Consider the following 16,916-nt stretch of genomic DNA (forward strand, 5'->3'; position numbering starts at 1 on the left):
TTATAAATCATTTATATTTATGAAAAGAAAATCCAAGTCAACTTGGGGAATTCTTTCATGTGTATTCATCCTGGTTTTAGCCGCAATGCCTTCGTGCAAAAAGCATGCAAAACTTCCTGATGAAAACAATGAAACAATTCATGCGGTAAAATTCAAAGTCAAGGATTTTGAAGCGATTGTTACTCCTCTAAAAAAACAATCAACCACGGCAAAACGAGCTGCGCTGAGCGGAGCTGCTTCCGAAAACGAATTGCTGTACCACTGGACGTTTGATAATAGCAACACTGTTCCAGAAGTCGCACTCGATGCCGCTGTTTCGATCGATTACAACAATGAAAAGACAGACTATGATTTTTTAGGCGGTTGGCCCGCAACGGGAAAAGCCATTAGTTTCAAAGGTGGTAAAGAAATCCTGGTCAAAATCCCTACCACAGGTATTCACTCGCTGGGTACTTGGACCTTTGAATGCAATAGTTCGAGTACAGGACCAAGAGCGCTCATGTTGAGCTATTCCCTGGATATGGGGAATAGTTTTTTGGCGCTCTCGGACACAATCAAGTATCCATCGAATGTGTCACTTTCAGCCAAAATCCCTGTGAGTGCATCGTTGGCGAATATTCCTCTTGGTAATAGCAAAGAGCTCTGGCTGAAAATTTCATTATTTGCGGGTAGCAGGGATGGAGGAGCGGGTTTCAGTCCAACGACAGGTACCTTTAAGATGGATAACTTGATGGTTTACGGACAAGTCAACCCGGCCGCTTTACCAAGCAAATTTTACTACCATGTGTTCGATGCAAAATCGAAGGCCATGATCAAATCGGGCGTACTTAATTCGCAGGAAACTTTCGATGTTGAATTGCCGAATGGAACCTATTACCTGAGTCTGATTGCTAAAAATTCAACATTGCCACTGATTATGGCAGAGGCTGTGGATTTTGAACACTTTTATGCTACGAATGCTTTTTCTGAACAATCTGCGGAGTTGTTTGCAGGTCGGGATACCTTTGAGGTTAAGGGGGCGCTAGAGCGGGTACTGAAGTTAAACCGGATCTACAGTGAGGTCAAGTTGACCTTTACAGACAGCGAAGATCTGAGCGCAATTGATAGTATTCAGGTGGAGCAACTTCATCCTGTATTTCATTATTATCCTTTTATGACGCGAAGTAGCGATCAGTTCGATAAAAGTGTATTGACGGTTGTCCCACATTTTACGGTAGCTGATCAAAGTTTTTCGTTCAACCAATTTATGGGCTATTATCTCGATAACAAGGCTATTCGGTATCAATTTCGAGTTTTCAAAGACGGCCAATTACTGCGTACATTTGAACTGGGAAGCGAAATTCGAAATAATGTTCAAATACAGTTTAAGGGCAAATTGCTGGAGACTGCCAATGGGAATTTGGGTTTTCAGATCGTGAAGAATGAACATTGGGACGATCATATTGTGATAGAATACTAGCACAGTTATTGTACTTAGCATCTAGCCGCCCTACATCTATTAAAACAAAAAGGTGTCCAGCAATGGACACCTTTTCTGTGATAGCGGATTGGCTATATCAATTTTTTAAGCAAGGTATTCCAACCAGCCAAGTCATTCAATATTTTTTCAAGATCGGCAATGGCAACACGTTCCTGTGCCATCGTATCGCGGTGACGGATGGTTACGGTATTGTCTTCCAGTGAATCGTAATCGACTGTGATACAGATTGGTGTTCCGATTGCATCTTGACGACGGTAACGTTTTCCAATGGCATCTTTTTCGTCATATTGAACGTTGTAATCCAATTTTAACGTATTTAGGATCTCACGTGCTTTTTCTGGTAAACCATCTTTTTTGGTCAATGGTAAAATTGCAGCTTTTACCGGTGCCAATGCTGGTGGAAATTTCAATACAACACGAGAATCTTGTTTTTCTGCTGTAGAAAGATCTTCTGTTACCAAAGAGTTACATAATACAGTTAAGAAAAGGCGATCCAATCCAATTGAAGTTTCAATTACATATGGAATGTAGTTTTGATTGATTTCAGGATCAAAATATTGCATTTTCTTTTTAGAAAATTCCTGATGTTGTTTCAAGTCAAAATCTGTACGCGAGTGGATACCTTCAACTTCTTTGAATCCGAATGGGAAGTTGAATTCAATATCAACTGCAGCATTTGCGTAATGCGCTAATTTATCGTGGTCGTGGTAACGGTAGTTTGATGGATCGAAGCCCAGTGCCAAGTGCCATTTCAAGCGTGTCTCTTTCCATTTGTTATACCATTCCAATTCAGTACCCGGGCGGCAGAAAAATTGCATTTCCATTTGCTCGAATTCACGCATACGCATGATAAACTGACGTGCAATTACTTCGTTACGGAAAGCTTTACCAATTTGTGCAATACCAAAAGGAATTTTCATACGTCCTGTCTTTTGAACGTTCAGGAAGTTGACGAAAATACCTTGTGCAGTTTCAGGGCGAAGATAAACTTGATCTGCTCCATCGGCCATAGCACCCATTTGAGTTGCAAACATCAAATTAAATTGACGTACTTCAGTCCAATTTTTGGTGCCTGAAACCGGACATACGATGTTATGTTCTTCAATGATGGTTTTTAGCCCAGCTAAATCGTCTGCATTCAATGCGGTATTCAAAGCGTCTAATAATGCAGCCGCTTCAGCTGTCTTACCATCTGCCTCATACCGTGCAATCTTATCTTCGATCAATTGATCAGCACGGTAACGTTTTTTTGAATCCTTATTGTCGATCATCGGGTCGTTAAAGCCATCAACGTGACCAGAGGCTTTCCATGTCGTAGGGTGCATGAAAATTGCGGCATCAATACCAACAATGTTTTCGTGCAATTGCACCATGGATTTCCACCAATATGTCTTTAGGTTGTTTTTTAATTCCGAACCTAATTGACCGTAATCGTAGACGGCACTTAATCCGTCATATATTTCGCTCGATTGAAATACAAAACCGTATTCCTTCGCGTGTGATACTACACTTTTGAAAAAGTCGTCTGTCTGTTTGCTCATAAGTGGCAAATATAGATATTAGTTTTAGATTTTAGATATAAGATTCTTGATAAGAGGTATTCTTTAAATGCCTAAATCACGGATCTGCTGGGACGCATTTTTGTTATCTACTTTTTTGATGATATGCTGGATAATGCCATCTGCATCAATCACAAAAGTAGTACGCGCTGTGCCCATATACTTTTTGCCATACATGTTCTTTTCGACCCATACACCATAGGCCTCTACAAGGCTCTTGTCTTCATCTACAAGCAGCTGAAAAGGAAGCTCATGTTTGCTGATGAATTTTTGGTGCGATGCTTCGCTGTCCACACTTACGCCTATGATTTCAAAACCATCTTTTTTCAAAGACTGATAATTGTCTCTGAAATTACAGGCTTCCGTGGTGCAACCTGGTGTATTGTCTTTTGGATAAAAATATAAAATAACTTTTTTCCCTTTAAAATCTGAAAGATGGACTGTTTCACCATGTTGATTTTTTGCACTGAAATCCGGTGCTTTCTGTCCTATTTCTAGTGTTGCCATATTACATTGTATTTAGTCGATTAAGATACGATTAATCTCTTGAACCCCCTGATTTATTGCTAAAAATTAGGGGTCTACCTTATAAAAGAATCTTCGTATGTCTTTAAATTCCCTTTGTTGTCTTTCACTTCGAGTTTAAACGCATGTCGGCCACTGCTTAAGTCGGGTTCGAAGTCGTGCCAGATATGTCTCGTTTTAGGGTCATATTTCATCAAGGCCCATTTTCCATCAATATAAGCGTCAAAAGTATCTATTCCAGAGAGATTGTCGCTGATTGTAAAGTCGATCGATTGCTGTCCACTCACATTCTTTCCGTCGGTCAGGTTACGTGCCACAATATTCGGTGCAATGGTGTCAACAGCAACATAAAAACCGCCAAACTCGCGTACATTGGCCACGACCCAACCGTTCTCATATTTACCTCCCTGTGCTCCACCGTCGGAAGAAACAATCAAAGCCTTGTCATAAAGATTTTCAGACAAGCTGTAGTCTGGTTTGATCATGAGCTTGTAATATCCAAAGACCGGTGTATAAGCGTTGTGGATATAGTGTATTGCCGAGTAGCCCTTTGCAGGTTTTGCTCCCTGCGAATAATTGAAGTAAAGGTCGTCATACAATATATTTTTGCTCATATAAACCCGGGCATTCTCCGCTTCATATTTGTTCTCGTCAGCATAGTGGAACATTTTGAGGCCTGTAGCACCTGTACGACTGATGGAAAGTGAAGGGTTATTCTGCACCTTAAAATTCAATTCGCTCGTATTCCCTTGAACATCCTTGACAACATATTTGACATCATGGACCTCATTGTCTTTCAATTCGATTTTTCCCAGGTTGTCCAGGTGTTTATAGATGTTGATCGGATTGTTTGGATCTTTAAAACTTTTTTGAACGCGTACACCGGATTTTTTTAAGTAGGGGTAGTCGACGTAAGACTGGATTGCACGGGTCTGATCAAAAGGGATTGATTCAAACAGCACCGTACTGATGTTTTTGTTGTCCAAAAAAAGTTCGATCGAGTAGACACCATACGTAAATGAGATACCACTGCGTTTATCAACCGTATTAATGCCTAGCCCAAAGGTGCCATTCACAGAGATAGGGGCGTTTGTTGCTAAACTATAATTGCCGCTACCAACGGATTTGATCGTTTGATGTCTACGGGGCGTATTTTCATCAAACAGTTCTGAGCCTAAATCATAGACCGTCATGCCGCGGATGATCGGTTTTACACCATCCGGGAAGAGCAGTCCGAACAATTGTGGATTGAGTGGTAGCTGCGCTTTTGTGTCACGGATTTCAAAATGAAGATGTGGACCTGCAGACCCACCTGTATTGCCCGAATTTGCAATAAACTCGCCTTTTTTCACCGGGACCTGATTTGGTTTGAGGAATACATCGACATCAAAACGTTTCTGCTTGTACTGCTCATCTTTGATGATTTTAGCAAGATCCGAATTGAAACTTTCTAGGTGCATGTATACCGAGGTGTAACCATTGGGGTGATCAATATAAACATAATTACCACCACCACCTATCTGTACCCTGACGCGGGACACAAAACCTTCCGCCGCTGCATGCACAGGAATATTGATGCGTTGTTGTGTCCGGTAATCGTCTCCACCATGGAAATGCGTTGCGCGCAATTCGCCGAACGATCCTGAAGCCTGCGGCGCAATGTCCATGGGCCGTACAAAATAGTTTTGTGGATAATTGCGACTTTTGATAATATCTTGCCCTTGGCTTAGGCCTGCCGTACAAGTGAGGAAGGCCAGTAATGCTATTCTTTTTTTTGTCATAAGATGTCCCAGCTTATTTAATTTTACAGCTGAACATCTTCTGTTCGCCGATGAAACCTTCCAATAAATCGCCGATGGCTACCGAACCGACACCAACAGGCGTACCCGTGTAAATGAGGTCCCCTTTGCGGAGGGTAATAAATTTGGAGGTATACACAATCAGATCCTCGTAGGAGAAAATCATGTCCTTGGTATTTCCCTGCTGGACTGTTTGCCCATTTTGCTGCAGGGAGAAATCAATCGAATTCACGTCTGCAAGCTCCTCTTTAGGAATCAAGTTGCTGATCACTGCAGAATGGTCAAATGCTTTTGCCAATTCCCAGGGAAGGCTTTTTGCTTTTAGTTCTTGCTGTACATCCCTTGCGGTGAAGTCAATTCCTAGACCGACAGCATCGAAGTATGTTGATGCAAATTTTGGGGTGACATGTTTTCCTTCTTTACAGATCCGGAGGACAACTTCGGTTTCGAACTGAATATTTTTGGAGAATTCCGGGTAATAGAAATCTTTGTTATCCTTTAATACCGCAGTATCAGGTTTTAAAAATATAATGGGATTCTCTGGGACTGGATTATTGAGCTCTTTCGCGTGGTCGATGTAATTGCGACCGATAGCAATTATTTTCATGATATAAATTTTTAAGGCAATGAAGCTTTCAGATTTCTTGCGAACTCATGAGCTCGGTTTTCATCGCGTGTACGTTTGAGGCGGTATTAGAAAGTACTATATGCTATTTGTGAACTACCTACACTTGGCCGGAATGCGCTATGCTAACGAACGTAATGGCTATCTTCTAAAAGCTTGTCGTGCATTCATACTCGGTATACATTAGTTTTCGTTTACCACAACAAACTTAATAAATGTCCAAAGCTTATCCAAAAATGAAGGAGAACAATTGCTTTTGTACATACTATCAAAGTAACTATTTACATAGGGTTTAGTTAGGGTTAGCTTAGGGTTTAGTTAGGGTTTGTTTAGGTATAAGCTAAATAAACCCTAACTTAAACCTAGCTAAATTCTAATTTATTGCTAAACTAAATCAAACATTGATAACTATTATTTGTTAGGGTGTAAAATAGATCCCGCAATTACAATAAAAAGGTTAGAAAATGGCAATATTAGAAGATGGTCCAAATGGTGGTTTTCGAGGTAAAGTAGGTTCAGTATATGGCTACAATCTCAATGGAAAATGTGTTATACGGGGGGCGAGAAAGAAAAGTACGAAACCACCAACTGCCGCGCAATTGGCTCATCGTCAGAAAATAAAATTGGTAAGTAAGTTTTGTGGCTGGATAAAGCCTATTGTCAACTTTGGGTATCAATTTGAAGAAACTAAAAACTCCGGACGAGGGAAATTTCAACTTGCACAGCAGCATATTTTCAAAAATGCGCTTGATGTGGATGTCGAAAATAAACCAGTTATTAATATGGAAAAAGTGCAGGTATTTGTCGGGGAGCTCGTCTCACCCGAAGGTGTTCAGGCTCGTTGGGAAGATGATCTGTTGAAATTATCGTGGATACCGAATCCGAAATACGGGGATAGCATGTTTAAGTTAAATCTGGCCTTAGTCAGTTTAGATCGGGAGGGCGACCTCAAAATGGCCATCGCGGATGCGGCGCAGGGAGAATGTACGGTTGACATCGCGACATTTAGAAAGGATAAATTTGATTATCATGTCTACATCGGTTTTTGGGATACCTATCATGGTGCATTCTCAAATTCTACCTATTGTGGTGTCATTTAATAGGATTTTTCCACCTACTTGTGTATCTTTAACACTATGAATAAAATACAGGCGGTATTGTTCGATCTGGACGGTACGTTAATTGATTCGGAATATTTCTATTTCAAAAACTGGGCACCTATATTAAAACAGGAATTTAACCTTCAGATCAACTATGAAGATTGGATTCGCGATTTTGCTGGACATACTTTAGCACATAATGTCAAGCGTCTTACCGAGGACTATGGCTACGACGTGACGGAAGAACATATGTGGAAGCGTACACGTGCGGCTTATGCCGATTCTAACATGAGCGATATTGAATTGATGCCTGGAGCACGAGAAATTTTAGCTTTTTTGAAAGCAGAAGATATCCGTATTGGGCTTGTGACCTCGAGTTATAGAAGCACAGTCGATACTGTTTTGGGCAAGCATGAGCTTTTGGATTATTTTGAGTTTTTTGTCACGCGTGAGTGTGTGGAGTTGCCAAAACCCAATCCGGAACCCTATCGTTTGGCATTGACAAATCTGGGTCTACCAGCCGACCGCTGTGTGGCTATTGAGGATACATCAACAGGAAGTACATCAGCGTTGGGAGCAGGGACGCAGTTGATTGCAGTTACGAAACAGGAGGTAGAACGTGCTAGACTAACAGCTGTTGATAACATTGTGGAAAACTTATCTGAGGCAAAAGCCCTGTTGGCGCAATGGATTTGAGGGTTGTAGAATAATTTAATCGTTTTAGCATTTGTATTTTTATTCGGATATATGTAATATTACCGAATTGTAAAGGGAACTCTGATTATGAACCGTAGAACCGCAATAAAGCAATTTTTCATTATAGCTGGCGGACTGACAATTTTGTCATCCTGTCTGAATGATGGAGGTGCATCAATTGTATTAAATAAGCTGAAGATTTCGGCGGAAGATGAGCAATTTTTGGGCGATCTGGCTAACATCTTGATTCCGAAATCGGATACACCAGGAGGGAAGGAGCTGAACCTGCATCTTTTCGTTATTAAAATGGTAGATGATTGTGAGTCGCCTGAGAGTCAGGCTAAATTTGTCGCTGGTTTCAACAAGTTGCGAAAACAGTTGAATTTAAAAAATAGCAAAGAGACTGAGACCACTTTGGCGGGGTTAAAAGACCAAACCGACGAGAAGGCTTTTTTTGAGACCTTCAAATCGCGTGCAATTCAGGGGTATATGAACTCAGAATACGTGATGAAGAATAAGGTGATCTATAAACTTATTCCGGGTCCGTACAATGGTGCGGTAAAAGTTAAGGCATAAATAGCAGATGGCAAATCTAAATATTGACAGTGAAAAAAACAGAACCTACGATGCGATCGTGATCGGTTCGGGAATTAGTGGCGGTTGGTCCGCAAAAGAGTTGTGCGAGAAGGGCTTGAAAACATTGGTTTTGGAACGCGGACGTGATGTACAACATATCAAGGATTACCCAACCACCAATATGATGCCTTGGGAGTTTGAACATCGGAATGAAATGCCTTTCAAAGTAAAAGAAGAAAATCCGATTGTCAGCAAATGTTATGCATTCCATGAAGATGCGGCCCATTTTTTTGTAAAAGACAAGGAACACCCTTATATTCAAGAGAAACCTTTTGACTGGATCAGAGGCTATCAAGTTGGCGGCAAGTCGTTATTATGGGCGAGACAGACGCAACGTTGGTCTGACTTTGATTTCGAAGGGCCAGCGCGGGATGGTTTTGCAGTAGATTGGCCGATACGTTATGCTGATTTGGCGCCTTGGTACGCTTATGTCGAAAAATTTGCCGGTATTGCCGGTAATCACGATGGACTTCCTGAATTGCCCGACGGCGAGTTTTTGCCAGGGTACCCCTTAAATATTGTCGAGAAGTATTTTAAAGAAAGCGTCCAAAAGAAATTTCCGGAGCGCAAAGTTATTTCAGCACGTTGTGCACACCTATCAAAACCAAATCAGATTCACATCGAACAAGGACGTGTACAGTGTCAGAATCGCGTACTTTGTCAGCGAGGATGTCCTTTTGGTGGATATTTCAGTTCCAATGCAACGACAATTCCTTGGGCGGCCAAAACCGGAAATATGACGCTACGCCCATTTTCGGTTGTTCATTCGATTCTCTATGATGAACAAAAAGGAAAAGCAGTCGGTGTACGTGTTATAGATACCAATACAAAAGAGGAAATTGATTTTTATGCCAAACTGATTTTTGTCAATGCGGCTGCAATCAATACTAATTTAATCTTATTGAATTCTAAATCCAACCGTTTTCCAAATGGTTTGGGTAATGATAGCGGTGTGCTCGGAAAATATGTGGCCTTTCACAACTATAGTGCCCGCATTTATGCAGAGTATGAAGGGATGTTGGATTTTACGGCCGAAGGGCGGAATCCCGCTGGTGGAGGGTATATTCCACGTTTCAGAAACTTGCACAAACAGGAAACGGACTTTTTAAGAGGCTATGCCGCCGGTTTCGGAGCTTCACGTAGCAAAGAGTCTGATCGTTCGGGTTTAGGGCTAGATCTGAAAAACAATTTGTTGAATCCTAAATTAGGTGTTTGGCAGGTTGGATCTCACATGATGGGTGAAACGATACCAAAAGAATCAGGAATGGTTTCATTGGATAGCAGTAAGAAAGATGACTGGGGTATTCCGTTGCTAAAAATTGCTGTCGATTATGATGAGAATGATGAAAAAATGAAAAAGGATTACATTGCTGTCATGACGGAGATGTTTACGGATGCTGGCTTCACAAATATTCGCCCGGATACACACTGGCAGGCTCCAGGTTTGGATATCCATGAAATGGGCGGTGCGCGTATGGGGCACGATCCGAAAACTTCGGTATTGAATAAATGGAATCAGATGCATGCTGTGAAAAACGTTTTTGTCACGGATGGTGCAAGTATGACCTCGACATCAACACAAAATCCTTCATTGACCTATATGGCATTTTCGGCTCGATCTGTCGATTATGCGATTAGCGAGATGAAGAAAGGAAATATCTAATGCGCTGGGGAAAGGTTTTGAAAATAAATCTTTCCCCAGTAAAATTAAAGTGCTATCTTTCCAACTTAATAGCACCCTAAACCAAGAAATAATAACCAAAAGGGAAAATAACAACGAATAAACAATTAAAGAACCAATAAGTAATAAAAAAAGACAATTAAAAAACCAAAATAGGGAAACCAAAAAATTTTACAACAAATGCAAAAGCGATTTAGCTTATTTTATTGCAAGTGTTATGTGGCAATAATCCCATAGACATTTTGAGACCTGATGTTTTCTGTTAAATGAAAGTAAGGGGAGTATAACATGCAATTATAAGAAAGCTGATCGATTTTAAAATTATCAATTAAGGGAAACTAAATTAAACTAGGCGTTTTAAGTATCTTTTTGCTAAAACGTTTTTATAAACCAAATCACTATTAATATGAGCAAAGTTGACGTAAAATCACTTGCGCAGCTTGGGAAAAAATCAAAGTTATTTTTCTCATTGGCTGTCATTGCTGGTACTTTCCAACAAGTCAATGCCGCAGTCGGAACTTCAGCCAATTACGATGGCAAATCCTTCGTAAAAGAAGTACACCATGTGCAGCAGCAAGTTAAAGGAAAAGTATTGGATGCTGCTGGAAAACCAATTTCAGGAGTTAACATCGCTGTAAAAGGAACTTCGAAGGGCACACAATCTGATGCCTTGGGTAACTTTACATTGGATGCTAAAGCGGGGGATGTATTGGTGGTTTCTTCCATTGGTTACAAAGCCAAAGAAGTCACTGTTTCCGGTGCAACTGTTTCTGTACAATTGGACGATGATCAGAGTCAATTGGACGAGGTTGTCGTTGTTGGTTACGGTACAATGCGTAAATCTGATGTAACAGGTTCTATCGCCATGGTCAAAGGAGCCGACATGATCAAAGATCAGAGTTTTAGCCCTTTAGATGCCTTGAGAGGGAAAGCTTCGGGGGTGAATATCTTTTCTAATTCCAGTCAACCTGGAGCATATGGAAATAGAGTCGTTATCCGTGGTGTGGCTACGATCAACTCTTCTTCCAATCCTCTTTACGTTGTCGACGGAGTCGTGATGGAAGATTTTAATTTGTTGAATCCGAATGATATCGAAAATATTGAGGTCTTAAAAGATGCTTCTTCTGCAGCTATTTATGGTGCACGTGGTGCAAATGGCGTTATCTTGGTAACAACAAAACGTGGAAATAAAGACGGATCTAGAACAATTAGTTATCAAGGATCAGCTGGAGTGAGTTCTGCTCAACGATACATGGATGTGCTGAATGCACAGGAATGGGTGGATGCCTTTATGATCGGATTGGAGAATGAAAATAAATACCAAGGAAAATCTTGGTCTTTGGATAAAAAGACCTGGTTTAACGATGCAAACTATTTTGATGGAAATGGTAATCCACTTTATGATACGGATTGGCAGAAAGAGGCAACACGTACAGCTATCTCACATAATCATCAACTGAATGTACAGCAAGGTGATGAAAAATCTTCTGTTGGTGCATTTTTGAATTATACCGACCAACAAGGGATCATGAATAATACCTGGAACAAGCGGATAAATGCAAAAATGGCTTATGATGCAAAGCCTACATCCTGGTTATCTACAGCAATTAATTTAACCGTTAATCACACTTGGGGACGTTATACCCCAGAAGATGGTGGTGGACAGGAAGCTCGTCGTACCATGATTGAGATGATTCCTTGGTATCCAGTTTATGATAAGGACGGTCTCTATACGAATTCGTCCTCATCGACTGTGGCCGAACAATTGGGTTTTGAAGGTATGTCCAATCCCGTCGCCATTCTAGATTTGCAAAAACGAATGCGCTACAATACACAAATTTTTGGAAATGCGGCATTAACATTTCATCTAGCTGATGGTTTGGATTTGAAAACACAACTAGGAATTGACCACCATAGAAAAGATTATAAGGGATATTCTTCAAAGCTGTTAAATAATATTTCTAGGCCGAATGGCTGGGCAGAACGTACCCATACAAATACATTGTATTGGCAGGAAGAAACTTATCTAACCTATAATAAGCAATTCGATAAACATCGGATCAATGCAATGGCGGGTCTCTCTTGGCAAAAGAAAACGTATGATTACGATAAAATGAGATCAGAGGGATTTCCGGATGATTTTTACGAGTATAATAACATGGGATTGGGCATCACTCCTTCTGGACTCGAGTCTAATGTCAATGAATGGGCGATGAATTCATATTTCTTAAGAGCTGCCTACTCGTATGATAATCGCTATTCAGCAACGGTAACCAGCCGTTATGATGGTTCATCTAAATTTGGCAAGAACAATAAATATGCATTTTTCCCTTCACTAGGTTTGGCATGGAATGTGTCCAATGAGGAATTTTTACAGGGCAACCAAACAATCAGTAATTTGAAATTACATACAAGTTACGGTTTGACAGGTAACTCCGAAATCGACCCCTATAAGTCGTTGTCAATCGTCGACGCTGGAACAATCTTGCTGAATAATGCTAGGGCTCCATATTCATTTGTGAACACGATTTCGAACCCAGATTTAAAATGGGAAAAAACGGCTCAGTTTGATTTTGGGGTGGAATTGGGATTACTACAAAATCGATTAAACTTTGATATTTCTTATTATCGTCGGAAAACTACAGATCTTTTGTTGGAGGCTCCTCTTCCAAGGGCAACCGGCTTCAATTCCGTTTATAAGAATATAGGATCTGTTCAGAATCAAGGTTTAGACATGATGATTACAGGTACAATTGTGACCAATGAGAATTTTGAGTGGAAAGCATCGTTGAACGGAAACTATAACAAGAATAAAGTCTTGAAATTAGGTGAGAACAATGCTGATATCTTACAAAACGATTGGGTCGGCGGGGCCAATAGCATTATTCGTGTCGGTGAAAATCTAAATAGTTTCTATGGATATAGAAGGTTAGGTGTATATACACAGGCGGATGTTGACGCAGGAAATGCAGAAATAAAAGATATAGGACGTGCAAAACGTTCAAAAGAAAAGGAAATCATAGGAAAAGGACTGCCTGATTGGACAGGTAGTTTTATTAACAACCTCCGTTACAAGAATTTCGATTTCACCCTAGATCTGCAATTTGTCAAAGGAGTGGATGTCATGCAACAATTTTTCCATTCTACTTATGATCGTTTTGGAATTACTAATGGTCTGAAGGAAATTTTGACAGATGCATACAATGGTTCCAATCCGAATACAATGCAACAGGCCATCTATCTGACCAATGGTGGGCATGCGGGACAGGATACCAATGTGGATGATGCTTGGGTTGCGGACGGATCTTATCTTCGTGTAAACTTGATGCAATTGGGATATACATTCAAAGCTGATGCGTTGAAGCGAATAGGATTATCGAGATTACGTGTTTATGCAAATGCAAATAATCCATTTTTGTTCACATCAAAAGATTTTAAAGGTTATGATCCAGAAAGTACCTCACAAGGGGAGAGTAAATTTGGACAAAATATGACCTTTTTCTCTTATCCTAGAGCGAAGACTTTCTCTTTAGGTGTTAATGTTACATTTTAATTCATAGAATTTAAAAAGATGAAGACTAAATTAATCATGTTGTTATTAGCCGGAATGGCATTGACAACATCCTGTAATAAATTTTTGGAAGAAAATCCGGGTTCAAACTTATCGTTAATAAGTTATTATCAAAATGAAGGACAGGCCGAAGCAACTGTAAATTCACTTTACCGTCGTGGAGCGCCAATACGCTATTCTTCTACCGGTTCTTATCTTGGATCTACAGCCTCGATCAATACTATTTTGACTGGATATTTTACAAATAGCTACGAAGGACAAGAACGTGTTAGTTTATTCGCTCGTGAATTGACGCGACAACAAAATACAAATATCATCTCGCCAACGATGAATACGATCTGGGATGAAGGTTTTAAAGCGATTAATATTGCCAATGCAGGTATAAAGTACATTCCAGAAATAAGTATGCCAAATGAGGCAAAGAAAAATACGTTGTTGGCAGAGGCGAAATTCTTTAGAGCTTATAACTATTTTTATCTTGTCAAAACATTCGGAGCACTCCCGTTGTATACACTTCCTAACGAAAACTTGACTGATCCACTTTACATTGAGCGTACAGATGCTGCGAAAATATATGAGTTGATCGAGCAAGATTTGAAGAGTGCTGTTGAAGTATTGCCTGCAAAAAAATTCGCAGAGAATGGGCATCGCATTACTAAATATGCAGCAGCAATGCTCTTAGCTGATGTTTATTTGCAAGAGGGAAAATACGCAGATGCGGCAACAGCAGCTAAAATTGTGGTGAATTCTCCGCATAAGATGACTGAAAATATTGATCTTGAGCAGAGTAGTGCATATAACTTACTGCGTAAGACGGATGACTTAGATGAGGTTATATATGCACAGGAGTTTGATGAAACTATTAATAATAGCGGTGCGCGAACAGCGACTGCTTTTAGTTCTTCGGCAGTTTCTGTATTTACTACTTATTCGATATTTGAGCGTGTTTTTGGCCCTACTAAGCAGTTTTTGAATGTTTATGATAAAAAAGATTTGAGGATTAAACCAAATCAGTTCTACCATTGGTCATATACAAATCCGATTAACGGTAAAACATGGACATCAACAGATGCAGGAATATGGTATTATGTGGATGAACAGGCATTGCTGACAACAGGGAGGGGTACAAAAGACTGGAATTTTTACCGCTATCCCGAGGCATTATTGACTGCCGCTGAGAGTATTGCTAAATCAACGGGTGTAAGTGCGGAAGCAGCGGGTTATTTAGCGAAGGTCAAAGCTCGTGCTAATACAGAAGGAAAATCAGTTTCTGCTTATACGGCCGAATTGCAAACATTATCAGCAGAAGATTTTGTGAAAGAATGCTGGAAAGAGCGTCTCCGCGAGTTCCCATTGGAATTTAAAATGTGGGACGATATTGTTAGAACTAAAATGTTCCCTGTTATTTCTACAACAGAAGCTGGAAAAGTAGATTTTGTTCCATTGATTGGTGCAAAGAATGGCTCTGGAGCAATATTTAAAGAATCTGATTTATTATGGCCTATTTCTCCTGATGAGATACAGCGTAATAACAAACTGACTCAGAATCCAGGATATCAATAGATCTTCCTTTCATATAATGGCTATCAATTTGATAGCCATTATCATATCATGGTATGACAATACACTAAGGTTTCCTACAGAACACTTGTTAAATTCCTAGGGATAGCCTGTTCATGAAACAAAAATCGATTTCTTATGAAAAAATATAGTGCTATTTTAAAGTTGATAACAGTTTTGCACTTTTCGGTATCAGTCGCTTATGCACAGGGTTTTAGCACTTTTCAAAACTATGCTATCCAAACTTTAGATAGCATCTATAGCAAGTTTGGAAATAACAAGAATCAGCTCTTGGCTGAAAAATATCCCTTTGATGAAAACTTCAAAGCTGATTATCTGGATAATAATCAACAGGCAGCGCAGCAAAAGAAATATGCTTATCTATGGCCTTTCTCGGGTAGTTTCTCGGCTGTAAATGCCTTGATGGAATTGCCAAAAACAAAAAAGGCATTTCAGTTCATACTTGACAAAAAAGTCCTGATGGGGTTACAGGAATATAGAGATGAAAGTAGGTCGCCTATAGGCTATGCTTCTTATTTAAATACAGCTCCTCCCTCGGATCGTTTTTATGACGATAATATCTGGTTGGGTATCGATTTTACAGATAGCTATATCCATACAAAAAAAATAAACTACCTGACTTCGGCCAAAGAGATCTGGAATTTTGTAAAGAGTGGGGAGGATGATAAATTAGGTGGTGGCGTTTATTGGTGTGAACAGAAAAAGGAATCTAAAAATACGTGTTCGAATGCACCAGCAAGTGTATTTGCACTTAAGTTATTTATGGCAACCAATGATAGGTACTATCTGGAAGAAGGGGAACGTCTTTATGAATGGACAAAAAGAAATCTTCAGGATCCCGAAGATAAGTTATATTGGGACAATATGCAGCTCAATGGAAAGATTGGAAAAGCTAAGTTTTCGTACAACGCCGGACAAATGTTGCAGGCGGCTGCATTGCTTTATAAGTTAACGAAAAATAAACGGTACCTCGCGGATGCACAACAGCTGGCTGAGGCATGTTTCGGCTATTTTTTCGAAACGAAGGAGAAATTGGACTTTCCAAAATTGAAAAATAGCAATTTGTGGTTTCATGCTGTTATGATGCGAGGTTACATAGAGCTCGCTGTAGTGAATGGCGACCAAAAGTACCTCACCGTGTTTGCAAAGAATCTTGAATTTGCCTGGCAGCATATGCGCGATAAAGAAGGATTATTTAGTGCAGACTGGACCCTGAAAGATCAGCATAAACCGAAATGGCTGCTCGATCAATGTGCTTTTGTCGAAATGTACGCACGGTTGGCAAAAGCGGGGTATTAAAATCGATGTAAAACGGTATAAGTTTAAGACGCTGAAAATAATTTTTCAGCGTCTTTTTTTTTGTTCTGTAACATATTGGTTAGAGAGATTAAATAATGTTTACTTAACATAATAAATGCTGTAAAATTTCTATTTTTGAGATAGGTCAACTTATTACAAGCGTGACTTGTAAAATATGATCGATAAACTTTGATCTAGCATGTGAGCGATTCATTGGATAGGCGGGGCATAAGGTTATCTATTCTGGATACAAGAAAGCTTGAGGAGGTTGCGTACTGATTGAATACCAAGTTATTTTATTATGAAACCATCATGAGTTATTCAATCACATTAGGGAATGAATAAATAAATCTGATAGCTTCAT

The 16,916-nt window shown here is 39.9% G+C and carries 12 protein-coding genes; 8 read left to right on the forward strand and 4 right to left on the reverse strand.

Going from position 1 to position 16,916, the window contains the following annotated elements; translation table 11 throughout:
* Positions 1–19 precede the first annotated feature (19 nt).
* Entirely contained in the window at positions 20–1,459 is a 1,440-nt protein-coding gene (locus ACHWSC_RS01630; RefSeq protein ID WP_394675575.1) for a hypothetical protein, read from the forward strand.
* A 92-nt stretch (positions 1,460–1,551) separates the two neighbouring features.
* On the opposite strand, the gene ACHWSC_RS01635 is transcribed toward ACHWSC_RS01630, so the two are convergent.
* The 4 genes from ACHWSC_RS01635 to ACHWSC_RS01650 all read right to left on the reverse strand — a co-directional run bounded on the left by ACHWSC_RS01635 (position 1,552) and on the right by ACHWSC_RS01650 (position 5,970).
* A complete protein-coding gene (locus ACHWSC_RS01635; protein WP_075994392.1) occupies positions 1,552–3,021 on the reverse strand; it encodes a glycine--tRNA ligase in 1,470 nt (489 codons plus the stop codon).
* Between the two features lie 63 nt (positions 3,022–3,084).
* The gene (gene bcp / locus ACHWSC_RS01640) at positions 3,085–3,546 is read right to left on the reverse strand and encodes a thioredoxin-dependent thiol peroxidase (protein ID WP_145327507.1); all 462 of its coding nucleotides are present in this window, start codon (positions 3,544–3,546) and stop codon (positions 3,085–3,087) included.
* A 74-nt stretch (positions 3,547–3,620) separates the two neighbouring features.
* Complete coding sequence (locus tag ACHWSC_RS01645) at positions 3,621–5,345, reverse strand: M23 family metallopeptidase (RefSeq protein ID WP_394675576.1); 1,725 nt, start codon at positions 5,343–5,345, stop codon at positions 3,621–3,623.
* Positions 5,346–5,358: 13 nt separating this feature from the next.
* Positions 5,359–5,970, reverse strand: a complete 612-nt coding sequence (locus tag ACHWSC_RS01650) for a fumarylacetoacetate hydrolase family protein (protein WP_293901171.1) — start codon at positions 5,968–5,970, stop codon at positions 5,359–5,361.
* A 482-nt stretch (positions 5,971–6,452) separates the two neighbouring features.
* On the opposite strand from ACHWSC_RS01650, the gene ACHWSC_RS01655 reads away from it, so the two are divergent.
* From ACHWSC_RS01655 to ACHWSC_RS01685, 7 genes are all read left to right on the forward strand, one after another.
* Positions 6,453–7,088, forward strand: coding sequence for a DUF6266 family protein (locus tag ACHWSC_RS01655; RefSeq protein WP_394675577.1), 636 nt, complete (start codon positions 6,453–6,455; stop codon positions 7,086–7,088).
* A 36-nt stretch (positions 7,089–7,124) separates the two neighbouring features.
* Positions 7,125–7,784: an HAD family phosphatase gene (locus ACHWSC_RS01660; protein ID WP_288066501.1), complete on the forward strand. Its 660-nt coding sequence runs from the start codon at positions 7,125–7,127 to the stop codon at positions 7,782–7,784.
* Between the two features lie 87 nt (positions 7,785–7,871).
* The gene (locus tag ACHWSC_RS01665; protein ID WP_201667123.1) at positions 7,872–8,360 is read left to right on the forward strand and encodes a gluconate 2-dehydrogenase subunit 3 family protein; all 489 of its coding nucleotides are present in this window, start codon (positions 7,872–7,874) and stop codon (positions 8,358–8,360) included.
* A 7-nt stretch (positions 8,361–8,367) separates the two neighbouring features.
* Positions 8,368–10,083: a GMC oxidoreductase gene (locus ACHWSC_RS01670; protein WP_088163121.1), complete on the forward strand. Its 1,716-nt coding sequence runs from the start codon at positions 8,368–8,370 to the stop codon at positions 10,081–10,083.
* A 424-nt stretch (positions 10,084–10,507) separates the two neighbouring features.
* Positions 10,508–13,654, forward strand: coding sequence for a SusC/RagA family TonB-linked outer membrane protein (locus tag ACHWSC_RS01675; RefSeq protein ID WP_394675578.1), 3,147 nt, complete (start codon positions 10,508–10,510; stop codon positions 13,652–13,654).
* 18 nt (positions 13,655–13,672) lie between these two features.
* Entirely contained in the window at positions 13,673–15,235 is a 1,563-nt protein-coding gene (locus ACHWSC_RS01680) for a RagB/SusD family nutrient uptake outer membrane protein (RefSeq protein WP_394675579.1), read from the forward strand.
* Positions 15,236–15,370: 135 nt separating this feature from the next.
* Entirely contained in the window at positions 15,371–16,552 is a 1,182-nt protein-coding gene (locus tag ACHWSC_RS01685) for a glycoside hydrolase family 76 protein (RefSeq protein ID WP_394675580.1), read from the forward strand.
* The last annotated feature ends 364 nt before the right edge of the window (positions 16,553–16,916 follow it).

The sequence above is a fragment of the uncultured Sphingobacterium sp. genome, assembly GCF_964277905.1.
Classification (GTDB): domain Bacteria; phylum Bacteroidota; class Bacteroidia; order Sphingobacteriales; family Sphingobacteriaceae; genus Sphingobacterium; species Sphingobacterium siyangense.